General features: G+C 68.6%; 13 protein-coding genes. 9 read left to right on the forward strand and 4 right to left on the reverse strand.

Annotated features, from left to right (window positions below; translation table 11 throughout):
* Positions 1-132: 132 nt before the first annotated feature.
* From GPY60_RS01545 to GPY60_RS01555, 3 genes are read left to right on the forward strand one after another with little or no spacing between them, the layout of a single operon-like run.
* A complete protein-coding gene (locus tag GPY60_RS01545; protein WP_156685809.1) occupies positions 133-588 on the forward strand; it encodes an MmpS family transport accessory protein in 456 nt (151 codons plus the stop codon).
* Positions 585-3,524 (forward strand): MMPL/RND family transporter, encoded by a 2,940-nt coding sequence (locus GPY60_RS01550; protein WP_156685810.1) that lies wholly within the window; start codon positions 585-587, stop codon positions 3,522-3,524. The genes GPY60_RS01545 and GPY60_RS01550 overlap by 4 nt, the downstream gene beginning before the upstream one ends.
* A 17-nt stretch (positions 3,525-3,541) precedes the next feature.
* Positions 3,542-3,958 carry a hypothetical protein gene (locus GPY60_RS01555; RefSeq protein WP_370462639.1) on the forward strand — a complete coding sequence of 139 codons (417 nt, stop codon included), beginning with the start codon at positions 3,542-3,544 and terminating at the stop codon, positions 3,956-3,958.
* A 9-nt stretch (positions 3,959-3,967) separates the two neighbouring features.
* Here GPY60_RS01555 and GPY60_RS01560 read toward each other — a convergent pair whose 3' ends face one another.
* Positions 3,968-4,888: a LysR family transcriptional regulator gene (locus tag GPY60_RS01560; RefSeq protein ID WP_156685812.1), complete on the reverse strand. Its 921-nt coding sequence runs from the start codon at positions 4,886-4,888 to the stop codon at positions 3,968-3,970.
* A 90-nt stretch (positions 4,889-4,978) separates the two neighbouring features.
* Here GPY60_RS01560 and GPY60_RS01565 point away from each other — a divergent pair, with 90 nt between their 5' ends.
* Entirely contained in the window at positions 4,979-6,226 is a 1,248-nt protein-coding gene (locus GPY60_RS01565; protein WP_156685813.1) for an MFS transporter, read from the forward strand.
* 18 nt (positions 6,227-6,244) lie between these two features.
* On the opposite strand, the gene GPY60_RS01570 is transcribed toward GPY60_RS01565, so the two are convergent.
* Complete coding sequence (locus GPY60_RS01570) at positions 6,245-6,634, reverse strand: hypothetical protein (protein WP_156685814.1); 390 nt, start codon at positions 6,632-6,634, stop codon at positions 6,245-6,247.
* A 107-nt stretch (positions 6,635-6,741) separates the two neighbouring features.
* On the opposite strand from GPY60_RS01570, the gene GPY60_RS01575 reads away from it, so the two are divergent.
* On the forward strand, positions 6,742-7,722 hold the full coding sequence (locus tag GPY60_RS01575) for a methylenetetrahydrofolate reductase (RefSeq protein ID WP_156686023.1): 981 nt from the start codon (positions 6,742-6,744) through the stop codon (positions 7,720-7,722).
* Positions 7,719-8,474 (forward strand): class I SAM-dependent methyltransferase, encoded by a 756-nt coding sequence (locus GPY60_RS01580; RefSeq protein ID WP_231639225.1) that lies wholly within the window; start codon positions 7,719-7,721, stop codon positions 8,472-8,474. The genes GPY60_RS01575 and GPY60_RS01580 overlap by 4 nt, the downstream gene beginning before the upstream one ends.
* 3 nt (positions 8,475-8,477) lie before the next feature.
* On the opposite strand, the gene GPY60_RS01585 is transcribed toward GPY60_RS01580, so the two are convergent.
* The gene (locus tag GPY60_RS01585) at positions 8,478-10,100 is read right to left on the reverse strand and encodes an adenylate/guanylate cyclase domain-containing protein (protein ID WP_156685815.1); all 1,623 of its coding nucleotides are present in this window, start codon (positions 10,098-10,100) and stop codon (positions 8,478-8,480) included.
* Between the two features lie 45 nt (positions 10,101-10,145).
* Here GPY60_RS01585 and nucS point away from each other — a divergent pair, with 45 nt between their 5' ends.
* Complete coding sequence (gene nucS / locus GPY60_RS01590; RefSeq protein WP_197283501.1) at positions 10,146-10,817, forward strand: endonuclease NucS; 672 nt, start codon at positions 10,146-10,148, stop codon at positions 10,815-10,817.
* 20 nt (positions 10,818-10,837) lie between these two features.
* Positions 10,838-11,146, forward strand: a complete 309-nt coding sequence (locus GPY60_RS26860; RefSeq protein WP_156685817.1) for a hypothetical protein — start codon at positions 10,838-10,840, stop codon at positions 11,144-11,146.
* A 53-nt stretch (positions 11,147-11,199) separates the two neighbouring features.
* Here GPY60_RS26860 and mce read toward each other — a convergent pair whose 3' ends face one another.
* Entirely contained in the window at positions 11,200-11,664 is a 465-nt protein-coding gene (mce, locus tag GPY60_RS01600) for a methylmalonyl-CoA epimerase (protein WP_156685818.1), read from the reverse strand.
* 78 nt (positions 11,665-11,742) lie between these two features.
* On the opposite strand from mce, the gene GPY60_RS01605 reads away from it, so the two are divergent.
* Positions 11,743-12,924, forward strand: coding sequence for an acetyl-CoA C-acetyltransferase (locus tag GPY60_RS01605; RefSeq protein ID WP_156685819.1), 1,182 nt, complete (start codon positions 11,743-11,745; stop codon positions 12,922-12,924).
* Positions 12,925-12,987: the final 63 nt, after the last annotated feature.

Here is a 12,987-nt window from a genome sequence, read left to right on the forward strand (position 1 = left end):
CTTATGCGTCCAACTCTAGCGCACGGATAGCGGGGAAGCCAGTGTGCGACAGGCAAGTCGCCACTCGCGGCTCGACGGGTGTCGCCGGTCGCTTGTAACCAGGACGCGACGCCGGATAGGACGGAACGCGAAATGCCAACGGTGAGAACGTATTCTCCGGCGAGCGTGGCCAGGCGATGGTGGCCCCTGCTGGTGGTCGTCGTCGTGGCGGCGGTGGCGGCGTTCTGCGTGTATCGCCTGCACGGAGTCTTCGGCTCGCACCACAACACCTCGGCCGGCGGCGGCCTGTCCGAGCAGACCGAGCCCTTCAACCCCAAGCGCATCACGCTCGAGGTCTTCGGTGATGCGAATGCGACGGCGACGATCAACTACGTCGACATCAACGTGCAACCGCAGCAAGTCATGAACGCGACCTTGCCCTGGACGCTGACCATGGTGACCACCCAGCCCGGTGCCTTCACAAATGTTGTGGCACAGGGAAATAGCAGGTCTCTAGGCTGTCGCATCCTGGTGGACGGCGAGGTGAAGGACGAAAGGGTCGTCAACGAAGTGAACGCGTACACCTTCTGCCTGGTGAAATCGGCATGACCGAGGAAGGCGCCCCGCGGCCCGCGCTGGCGGCCGCGATCCGCCGGCTCTGCGTGCCGATTCTGCTCGTGTGGGTGGGACTGGCGGCCGTGTCGAACATCGCGGTGCCCAACCTCGAGGACGTGGCCAAAGCGCACAACGTCTCGCTCAATACCCCGGACGCGCCGTCGTTCCAAGCCATGCGCCACATCGGCAAGGTGTTCCACGAATTCGATTCCGACAGTTCGGCGATGATCGTTCTCGAGGGTGACAAGCCGCTCGGTGACGACGCTCACCGCTTCTACGACGCCCTGGTGCGTAAACTCGAGCGTGATCCGAAGCACGTCGAGCACGTCCAGGACTTCTGGGGCGATCCCCTGACGGCGGCGGGCTCGCAAAGCAAGGACGGCAAAGCCGCTTACGTGCAGGTGTATCTCGCCGGCAACCAAGGCGACGAGTTGGCCAACGAGTCGGTCGACGCCGTCCGCAAGGTCGTGGGGCAGACGCCGCCACCCGCCGGGGTCAAGGCCTACGTCACCGGCGCGGCGCCGCTGGTCACCGATCAGTTCGAGGTGGGCAGCAAGGGCATCTTCAAGGTCACCGTGATCACCGTCCTGGTGATCTTGGGGATGTTGTTGTGGGTGTACCGGTCGGTGACGGCACTCCTGGTCCTGGTCACGGTGATCGTCGAAATGGCCGCCGCCCGAGGCATCGTCGCTTTCCTGGGCAATGCCGGATTGATCGGGTTGTCGACGTACGCCACCAATCTGCTGACGCTGCTGGTGATCGCCGCGGGCACCGACTATGCGATCTTCTTCGTCGGCCGGTATCACGAGGCGCGTCACGAAGGCCAGGATCGCGAAACCGCTTACTACACCATGTATCGCGGCACCACCCATGTCGTACTGGGTTCGGGCCTGACCGTGGCGGGCGCGGTGTTGTGTCTGCGTTTCACCCGGCTGAACTACTTCCAGAGCCTCGGCATCCCCGCCGCGATCGGCATCGGGGTTGCCCTTGCCGCAGCCCTCACCCTCGCCCCGGCCATCATCACCGTGGCGAGCCTGTTCGGGCTGCTCGACCCGAAACGTCCGGTCGCGACGCGGGGGTGGCGGCGCATCGGCACCGCGATCGTGCGCTGGCCCGGACCGATTTTGGTGGTGGCGATCGGGGTCGCCCTGATCGGTCTGCTCGCGCTGCCGGGGTATCAGACGAATTACGATGCGCGGCGCTACATTCCGGCCAGTGCGCCCGCCAACGTCGGGTATGCGGCCGCGGAGCGGCACTTCTCACAGGCCCGGCTCAACCCCGAGCTGCTGATGATCGAGACCGACCACGACATGCGCAATCCGGCCGACATGATCAATCTCGAACGGGTGGCGAAGGCGATCGCCCACCTGCCCGGCATCGCCCAAGTGCAGTCCATGACCAGGCCGTTGGGGACACCGCTCGAGCACACCTCCCTCGCCTTCCAGATCAGCGCCGGCAGCCTCGGCAGCGTCGAGAACCTGCAATATCAGAAGGACCGCGCCGAGGACATCCGGAAGCAGGCCGACACCCTGAGGGATACCATCAGCATCCTCAACCGGCAGTACGCGCTGCAGAAGGATCTCGCGGCTTCGACGAACGAGGAAACGCAAGGCTTCCACGACACCGTCGCCATCATCACCGACCTGCGCGACAAGATCGCGAACTTCGATGACTTCTTTCGGCCGATCCGCAGCTACTTCTACTGGGAACGGCATTGCTACGACATCCCCGTCTGCTATGCGTTCCGGTCACTTTTCGACGCGCTGGACGGCATCGACCAGCTGAGCGAACAGTTCGCGACGCTCACCGCCAGCCTGGACAAGCTGGACGCGGGTCAACAGAAGCTGGTGGCGCTGCTGCCGCCGCAGATCGCCGACCAAGAAAAGAACCTTGGCCTCACGCTCTCCAACTTCGCGACCAACTTTGGAATCAACGCCCAGACGAGGGCGAACACGGACACCGCGACCGCCCTGGGGCAGGCGTATGACGCCGCCAAGAACGACGATTCCTTCTTTCTGCCGCCCGAGGCGTTTGACAACCCCGAGTTCAAGCGCGGGCTCAAACTCTTTCTCTCTTCTGACGGGAAAGCGGCGCGCATGATCATCACCCATGAGGGCGATCCGGCGACGCCCGAAGGGATTTCGCACATCGACCCGATCACCAATGCGGCGAAGCTGGCGGTCAAGAACACGCCGCTCGGCGACTCCAACATCTACCTCGCCGGCACGGCCGCGACCTACAAGGACATCGCGGACGGCGCGAAGTACGACCTGATGATCGTTGGCATCTCCGCGCTGAGTCTCATCCTCGCGATCATGGTGATCATCACCCGCAGTCTGGTGGCCGCGATCGTCATCGTGGGCACCGTGGCGCTGTCGCTGGGTGCGTCCTTCGGCCTGTCCGTTCTGCTCTGGCAGGACATCATCGGGATCAAGTTGTATTGGATCTGCCTTGCGCTGTCCGTGATCATCTTGTTGGCCGTGGGATCTGACTACAACCTCCTGCTCATTTCGAGGTTCAAGGAGGAAATCCGCGCCGGGCTGAACACCGGGATCATCCGGGGAATGGCCGGCAGCGGGGCCGTGGTGACCGCCGCGGGGCTCGTCTTCGCTTTCACCATGTCCTCGTTCGCGTTCGCCACCCTGTTGGTGCTGGGCCAGATCGGGACGACGATCGCCCTCGGGTTGTTGTTCGACACGCTGATCGTGCGAGCCTTCATGACACCGTCGATCGCCGCGCTGCTTGGGCGGTGGTTCTGGTGGCCGCAGCGCGTTCGGCCCCGGCCTGCCAGCACCATGCTCCGCCCGTATGGGCCCCGCGCGGCCGTTCGTCAACTGCTGCTTTGGGAGGACGGAGACCCCGCAGTCACCTTCGCATCGCCCTCGCGGACGATGGCTGGGGGGCGTTCGCCAGGAAGCGGAAGCCGATGAGCGTGTTGGCCGAGCTCATGGTGATCGCTGCCCTTGCGGAGATCTTTTTCGCCGCATGCGCTTTCGTCTACGTCGGGCGGCTTCTGCGGCGCCAGCCCACGCCGACCGGGGAACGGATCGGAGGCTTCAGAAGCGCGCTCACCAAGCTGCGCCGCGGTGAGCCGATGTCCGATGAGGAGCTGCATGTCGCGGCGCAGGTCATCGCCGAGCGGCGGTCGCTCCTCGCGTTTTCCATCCCCGCCGCGGTGTTCACCATCGGATGCTTTTATGTGTTGGGGAGCATCGAATTGCACGGAATCCATTCCCTGCGAATCTATATCGGCTTGTTCCCGATGCTGGGTTCACTCAACCTCACGATCCAATTACTGCGCGTCGCCGTCCTCAAGGGGCGTTTGGAGGAGCGGTTGAGGCGGTCCGAACTGTCCGTCCGTTGACCCCGTCCGTCAACGTCGGCGCCGCGCCTTCACCCCGTCCTCAGCAGTGGGTCGTTGCCGCTGCACGGCCGCGGCCGACGCGATGAAGTCCCGGGCGGGGCGGGACAGCGGCCGACCGGAATGCCAGATCATTCCCACGTCGCGATAGGCGTCCGCGTCGGCCAGCGGCAGCACGGTGATCCCGGATGCGTACTCGCTGCCGTCAATGGGGAGCAGGCTCACGCCGAGTCCGGCGGCGACGAGGCCGGCCGTCGTGGTCAAAGTCGCCGCCTCCAGGACGATCCGCGGCCGGAATTGCGCCGCGGCACAGAGCTCGTCGAGCAGCCGGCGCATGCCGAAGCCCGGGTGCATCGCGACCATCGCGTCGTCGGCCAGGTCGATCAGCGATACCGCCGCCTCGTGCGCGAGCCGGTGGCCGCCGGGGACCGCCACGCCGAGTCGCTGACGAAACAGGCTGCGCCAGGCCAACGTCGGCGCTTGGGGCCGGGGGGACACCACCCCGATGTCGACGGAGCCCGACTGCACCAGGTCGCCGATCGACTCCGCGGACCCCTCTTCGAGCGTGAACGTCACCCGCGGTGAGGACGCCTTGAACCCGGCGATCAGGCGTGGCACCACCACCACGCCGAAGGAACCGAGGAAGCCCAGCCGGATCTCGCTCACCGCGGGATTGCTCAGGTCGTCGATCGCGCGCCGGGCCGCGTCCAGCTCGGACTGCGCTCGCCGCGCGCGCTCGTAGAAGATCCGGCCATAGGTGTTGAGCGAGAGCCGCCGGCCGTGACGGTCGAACAGCGCGACGCCGAGCTGGCGTTCCAGGCGCGCCAGCATCCGGGTCAGCGTCGGCTGCGCGACGTGCAGCTGCGCCGCCGCCGCCGTGACGTGCTCGAGCTCCGCGAGTGTGATGAACCACTCGTAATCGTCTCCCGACACGGCCACCACCTCGACTTATGCGACAGAAACATCATTATCCATCAAACGATTCATTTCACATATGAGCACCGTGGGGGGAGCATCGGTGGCATGAGTCAGACCGTGTCGACGCCCACCGCCCACCGGACCGGAACGCGCGGATTCCGGCGCGTGACCGCAGCGCTGTACGGTGCCGGACTCGCCAGCTTCGCCGCGATGTACTGCAGCCAGGCCCTGCTGCCCGCCCTGTCGGATTACTACCGGATCACCCCGGCCACCGCGGCACTCACCGTCTCGCTCACCACGGGAATGCTTGCGGTGGCGATCATTCCGGCCAGCGTGCTCTCCGAACGCTATGGGCGCATCACCGTGATGCTCACGTCCGGGGTGGCCTCCAGCGTCATCGGGCTGTTGCTGCCGTTCAGCCCCACGCTCGGCGTCCTGCTGGTCGGCCGGGCGCTGCACGGCGTGGCGCTCGCGGGGATCCCCGCGGTCGCGATGGCGTACCTGGCGGAGGAGGTGCACGCGTCCTCGCTCGGCGCCGCGATGGGACGCTACATCGCCGGGACGACGGTGGGAGGTCTGGTAGGACGGATCGTCCCGTCGCTGATCGTCGACGTCAGCAATTGGCGCGTCGCTCTGCTGGTCTGCGCGCTGACAAACCTGGCCGGCACCGCGCTGTTCGCCGTTGCGGTGCCCCGCTCCCAGTTCTTCACCCCCAAGCCGGCGAGCGTGCGCGCCACCGTCCGCAATCTCGCCGCGCACGCGCGAAACCCCGTGTTGTGGAAGCTCTTTGCGGTGGGCTTCGCCCTGATGGGCGGGTTCGTCACCGTCTACAACTACCTGGGCTACCGACTCAGCGCCCGCCCGTTCGAGTTGGCGTCATCGGTGGTCGGCCTGTTGTTCGCGCTCTACCTCGTCGGCACCTGGACGTCCGTGGTGGCCGGCCGGCTCGCCGATCGCCGGGGCCGTCAGCTCGTGCTGGCGGGCGCGCTGCCGATCACGGCGCTCGGGCTGCTGCTGACCGTCCCGCAAACCCTGGCGGCGATCATCGTCGGCGTCGGCGTCTTCACCGGCGGGTTCTTCGCGGCGCACACCGTGGCCAGCGGCTGGGTCGGCGCGGTTGCCCAGCGCGACCGCGCCGAGGCGGCGGCGCTGTATCTGTTCAGCTACTACCTGGGTGGTTCGGTCGCCGGTGCGCTGGGCGGCGTCGTCTACGGCGCCGGGGGATGGCCGTCGACCGTGCTGTTCGTGGGCGCGCTGCTGCTGGCCGGCGCGGCGCTCGTCGCGGTGCTGGTGCGGGGTGAGATCGCCCGCGCCGCAACGAACGCCGTGCCGGCCGTGGCAACCGTCGGCTGAGCCGTCAGGCGCCGCCGATCACGGTGCGGGCGGGGTGCCGACGCACACCGGCCCCGCGCACGCTCCCGCGCCACCCGGGCCGGCGCCCGCGCTCGCACCCGGTACGCCCGCGCTGGCCCCGCCCGGGCCGGCGCCGGCTCCGCCGCCCGGCACGGCGGTCGAAGCACCACCGGGCCCAGTGCCGGACCCCGGCGCGCCCGTGTCACCCGGTCCCCCGGGGGCGGGGGACGCGGGAGGTACCGTCGTCGTGCTGGCAGGCGTCGTGACGGTCGTGGTGACCGTCGAGGTGGACGGGCTCTTGTTCTTGTCCTTGTCCGAGCTGCAGCTCGCGGTCAACGTGCTCAGCGTGACCGCCGCGGCTATCGCGGCGGCGACGGAAATGCGGCGGGCCGTTCCAATTCCTGTCATGCCGGTCCAATTACCCGCTGGCGCCCGATTTCAAGCGCACGCTTGTGCCCGCACCGCACCGGGTACACGCAGGGGACATTCGCGCGGGAGAAGGGCGCAGCTTGTCGGTGGAGTCGGCATGTCCGAAACGGATGGAGTTCGGGCCGTGCGGCGGCGTGCGCCCGGACGGCCAGTGCGAAATGCGTCCAGGCCCTTGCGCATTCGCCGACGTCGTGCCCTGGCCGGTTAAGTCGGCCGTGCCGTCCGCGCCGCGGCCCGTCCGGGCCCCCTTGGTGCTCACCGACTTCAGCTGCACGCCGTTCGATCGCGACGACGTCGCGGCCACCGCCGCCGTCCTCGCGCCGGGTTGTGACGCGGTGCTGGTGGGTGAGCATCAGAACAAGCCCGACTTCCCGCCGACGCTGATGGGTTCGCTGCTGCTCGACGCGGGCGTCGCGCCATGGATCACCCTGTCGTGCCGCGACCGCAACCGGGTGGTGCTCGAGCAGGAGCTGCGCGGGCTCAAGACCATCGGGGTCGACACGGTGCTCTGCGTCACCGGGGACGGCCGCGGCTACGACGTGCGTCCGGACGTCACCCAGACCTTCGACCTGGACGGGCCCCGCCTGGTCGCTTTGGCCGCGTCGCTCGACATGGTCGCGGCCGTGCCCGAAACGCCCACGGCGCCACCGGTGTCCGCGCGGCCCGGCCGGCTGGTGCAGAAGCAGCGGGCCGGGGCCAGTCTGGCGGTGCTCAACCACGTGCCGTTTCCCGCGATGATCGCGGAGTTCGTGGCGACGGCCCGGTCACAGGGGCTGTCGATTCCGGTGATCGCCGCGGTCGCGGTGTTCACCGACACCGTATCCGCGGCCGTGCTGCAGGGCCTGCCGGGACTCGAACTGGACGAGGCGGTGACCGAGCGGGTGCTGGGTGCGGCGGACCCGGTCGCGGCCGGCATCGCCGCGGCCGTCGACGAGGCGCGCGCCCTGTTGTCCATCGAGGGTGTCGACGGCGTCAACGTCTCCGGGCTGGCGTCGGCGTCCGGCACCCGCATCGGCGCGGAGATCAAGGCGGAGGTCGGCCGCCGCATTCGGGAGGAGACAGCGTGACGGAAGCGATGGAGGCCGAGTTCGACACGGTCGCGGAATGGACGGCCCGCGTGGCCGCCGACCTCGGCCCCGACTACCACGTGCCGGCGGGATGCCGGGGAAGCGGCAGCCCCGCCGCCCTGGATTGGCTCATCGAGCAGATGGCGCTGGCACCGGGCGACTCGCTTCTGGATTGCGGCGCCGGGGTCGGCGGACCCGCCGCCTACGCGGCGCAAGCGAGCGCGGTTCGCCCGGTCCTCGTCGAACCCGAGGCGGGCGCCTGTCGCGCGGCGAAGCGGTTGTTCGGCTTCCCGGTGGCGCGCGCCGACGCCGCGGCGTTGCCGCTCGCGGAATCGAGCTTCGACGCCGCCTGGTCGCTGGGGGTGTTGTGCACGACGCCGGACCAGCTCGGGCTTCTCCGTGAGCTGCGACGGACCGTACGGCCCGGCGGCCCGATCGGGTTGCTGGCGTTCGTCATTCACCGCGACATCCCCGATGAGCGGCTCGCCGAGAACCACTTCCCGACCCCCGACGGCCTCGCGGAGTTGGCGGAGCGCTCCGGGCTTCGTGTCGAGCGGTGGCTGCGCACCGCGGAGCTGCCGGAAATCCCCGACGAGTGGGATCGGCGGGTGGACAAGGTGGAAAAGGAATTGGCGGACCGGCACGGTCACACGCGGGCCTGGCAATTGGCCGAGCGGCAGAGTTCGGACATCGGGCGGCTGCTCGGAAACGGCACGCTCACCGGCGAATTGCTGGTGCTGCGGCACGCGTGAAGCTCACTCGCGCTCGGCGTCCTCGACCGGCAGGGCCAGCCGCGTGGGCTCGTCGTGCCCGCGCAGCGTGACGGTGTCACCCAATGTCCAACGGGCGCGCTCGCTTTCGCTCGCGCCGTCCAGCGTGTCGGCCGTCGCCAGCAACAGGGTCGGCTGCTGCTTGGCGAGCTCGCACAGTCGCGCCGCCTCGTTGACCGGTTCGCCGATCACGGTGTACTCGAAGCGTTCCCGCGCGCCGACGTTGCCGGCCACGACCTGGCCCGCCGCGACCCCGATTCCGGCCTGGCACTCGGCGATCTCGCGCGAGAGCCGACCGGCGATGTTACGGGCCGCCGCCAGCGCCTGATCCTCGGGACTGTCGAGGTGGTTCGGGGCGCCGAAGATCGCCAGGGTCGCGTCGCCCTCGAACTTGTTGAGCAGACCGCAGTGTCGGTCCACCTCCTCGACGATGATCGCGAAGAACCGGTTGAGCAACGCGACGACCTCGGCCGCGGGCCGGCTGGTCACCAGCTTGGTCGAGCCGATGATGTCGATGAAGACCACCGCGACGTGGCGCTCCTCGCCGCCCAGCTTCGGTTTCTCCCGCTCGGCGGCCAGCGCCACCTCGCGCCCCACGTGCCGGCCGAACAGGTCGCGCACCCGCTCGCGCTCACGCAGCCCGTCGACCATCGCGTTGAAACCGCGCTGCAGCTCGCCGAGTTCGGTGCCGTCGAACACGACGAGGTCGCCACGCAGGTCGCCGCGCTCGACGCGCCGGAGCGCCGCGCGGACCACGCGCACCGGAGTCGCGGTGATCCAGGCCAGGATCCACATCAGGAGGCAACCGAAGATCACCGTGGCGAGCGAGACGATCAGCACGCCGACCGCGAACTGGGTCTCGGTCAGGTTTCGCATCAGGGCCTGGAAGCCCGCCAGGAAGGCGATGCCGAGGACGGGGAGGCCCGAGCCGAGGAACCAGACCACCATGGTCCGGCCCATGATGCCGGACGCGAATCGCCTTGGTGGCGGCCCCGCTTCGAGCGCCTGCGCCGCCGCCGGCCGCAACGCGAACTCGGCGAGCAGATAGCTGCCGGTGGCCACCAAGACGCCGCAGATGCCGACCGCGATGAGGAAGCGCGGGATGAACAGCGTGTTGACCAGGCCGTAGAGCGTCGTCAGCACCACCGCCCCGACTCCCCACAAAATCAGGTCGAAGCGGGCGATCCGCCAAGGCGCCAGGAACGTGTTGCGTTCGTCGTCCGGTGTCGGCGCGCGCTCCTCGATCGCCCAACGCAGCGATATGACCGTCCTGCGGGTGATCCAGTACGTCCCCACCGCGAGTGCCAGCGCGATATAGGCCGGTGAGGCCGCAAAGGTGATCCACCAGGGCGCGTCGTCGAACACGCTCGGCTGCGGGATCGCGACGGTCACCAGGAGCAGCGCGACGGCGATCCCGATCAGGTTGGCGCCCAGGACGAGCACGGTCAGGATGATCTGGATGCGGATGCGGCGCCGTCGCTGGCTCTCGGCGACCCGTCCCAGCAACAGGGAGCCGTACGCGGGTGTCTCCGGTAGCCGACCGCTCTGACGGGTGACCGTCTCGAGCACCCGGCCGATGCGTTTCGCCAAGCTCAGGTTGGCCGACATGGTGGCGTCAGCCTAATTTGTCGGCCACGCTCTAAGGTGAGTCGGGTGCGTCTTGTGATCGCCCAGTGCACCGTCGACTACATCGGCCGGCTCACCGCGCATCTCCCGTCGGCGCGCCGTCTGCTCCTGTTCAAGGCCGACGGCTCGGTCAGCGTCCACGCCGACGACCGCGCCTACAAGCCCCTGAATTGGATGAGTCCCCCGTGCTGGCTCACCGAGGAGCCCGGCGAGCGGGCTCCGGTCTGGGTGGTCCAGAACAAGGGGGGCGAGCAGTTGCGCATCACCGTCGAGGAGGTCGAGCACGACTCGAGCCACGACCTCGGCGTCGACCCCGGGCTGGTGAAGGACGGCGTCGAGGCGCACCTGCAGGCACTGCTCGCCGAGCACGTCCACCTGCTGGGGGAGGGGTACACCCTGGTCCGCCGGGAGTACATGACGGCGATCGGTCCCGTCGACCTTCTCTGCCGCGACGAGAGCGGCGGCTGCGTCGCCGTGGAGGTCAAGCGTCGCGGTGAGATCGACGGCGTCGAGCAGCTCACCCGCTACCTCGAGTTGCTCAATCGCGACAGCGTGCTGGCGCCGGTGAAGGGAGTGTTCGCCGCACAGCAGATCAAACCGCAAGCCCGCACGCTGGCGGTCGATCGCGGAATCCGTTGCCTGACGCTGGATTACGACCAGATGCGCGGCATGGACAGCGACGAATACCGGTTGTTCTGATCGCTCACTAGACTTGGCGCATGCCCCGGCGCCGTGCCCCGTCCCGCCGGGTTCGGCCGCTCCCGCCGCTCGCCGGGCCGCCCCGGGTGGAGACCGGGCCCGACGGCCACCAGTACGAAGTTCGTCCCGTCGCCGCGGCGCGCGCCGTCAAGGCGTATCGCTGTCCCGGTTGCGATCACGAGATACGTTCGGGGACCGCACATCTGGTGGTATGGCCGGCCGATTCGACGCTCGGGGGCGGCCCGGGACTGGTCGAAGACCGGCGGCATTGGCACACGCCGTGTTGGACTCACCGCAGCACGCGCGGACCGACGCGCAAGTGGTCATGACGATTGGGCGCCGAGTGCCCGGCCAGCGGGGCGCTCGGCGCTGTTAGACCAGACTAGGCCTGCTCGACGAGCTCGATCAGCACCCCGCCGGCGTCCTTGGGGTGAATGAAGTTGATCCGGGAGTTTGCGGTGCCGCGCCGGGGCGCCTCGTACACCAGGCGGACGCCCTGCGCCCGCAGGCTCTCGCAGAGGCTGTCGAGGTCGCTGGTGCGAACGGCCAGCTGCTGGATGCCGGGGCCGCGCTTGTCGAGGAACTTGGCGATGGTCGAGGAGTCGTCCAGCGGCGCCATGAGCTGAAGCTGTGCGGTGCCCTTCAGGGCGCCCGGCACGGCGAGCATGGCTTCGCGGATACCCTGGTCATCGTTGACTTCCTCGTGCACGAGGATCATCCCGAGATGGTCGTGGTACCACTCGATGGCCGCGTCCAGGTCGGCGACTGCGATGCCGACGTGATCGATCGCCGTCACCAGCGCGGTGGCCAGGACCTGACGGGCGTCAACTTGATCGGTCGTCATCACACCACGGTAACCTGGCGGCAACGATTCCGCTTCTCGGGGGATCGAAATCCGGGGTCCGCGCACGTCCAGGAGGTATTCATGACCACGTCGGTGATCGTTGCTGGAGCACGGACGCCCATCGGCAAGCTGATGGGCTCGCTGAAGGACTTCTCGGGCACGGACCTGGGCGCGATCGCGATCCGCGGCGCGCTGGAGAAGGCGGGCGTGCCGGCGTCGGCCGTCGAGTACGTGATCATGGGCCAGGTGCTGACGGCCGGGGCCGGTCAGATGCCGGCACGGCAGGCCGCGGTGGCGGCGGGCATCGGCTGGGACGTCCCCGCGCTGACGATCAACAAGATGTGCCTGTCGGGCATCGACGCCATCGCGCTCGCGGACCAGCTGATCCGCGCCGGCGAATTCGACGTGGTGGTCGCGGGCGGTCAGGAGTCCATGACGAAGGCTCCCCACCTGCTGATGGACAGCCGCGCGGGCTACAAGTACGGGGACGTCACGGTGCTCGACCACATGGCCTACGACGGGCTGCACGACGTGTTCACCGACCAGCCGATGGGCGCGCTCACCGAGCAGCGCAACGACCTCGACCAGTTCACCCGCGAGGAGCAGGACGCCTACGCCGCGGGGTCGCACCAGAAGGCCGCCGCGGCGTGGAAGGACGGCGTGTTCACCGACGAGGTGGTGCCCGTCGAGATCCCGCAGCGCAAGGGCGATCCGCTGCAGTTTGCCGAGGACGAGGGAATCCGCGCGAACACGACGGTCGAGTCGCTGTCCGGGCTGAAGCCGGCGTTCCGCCGCGACGGCACGATCACCGCCGGTTCGGCCTCGCAGATCTCCGACGGCGCCGCCGCCGTGGTGGTGATGAAGAAGGAGAAGGCGCAGCAGCTGGGGCTTTCGTGGCTGGCCGAGATCGGCGCCCACGGGGTCGTGGCGGGCCCGGACTCGACCCTGCAGTCGCAGCCGGCCAACGCCATCAAGAAGGCGATCGCCCGCGAGGGCATCTCCGTCGACCAGCTCGGCGTCATCGAGATCAACGAGGCGTTTGCTGCTGTGGCCCTGGCCTCGACCCGCGAACTCGGTGTGGACCCCGAGATCGTCAACGTCAACGGCGGCGCGATCGCGGTGGGACACCCGATCGGCATGTCCGGGGCGCGCATCGCCCTGCACGCGGCGCTGGAACTCAAGCGCCGCGGCTCCGGTTACGGCGTCGCGGCCCTGTGTGGGGCCGGCGGGCAGGGCGACGCCCTGATCTTGCGGGCCGGATAATTTGCCCGCAGTCGGAAGGCGTTGCTGGCGGCCAGACTGTGTGATTTTCGTCATACCGGCTGG

The organism is Mycobacterium sp. Marseille-P9652, assembly GCF_902652685.1.
GTDB lineage: Bacteria > Actinomycetota > Actinomycetes > Mycobacteriales > Mycobacteriaceae > Mycobacterium.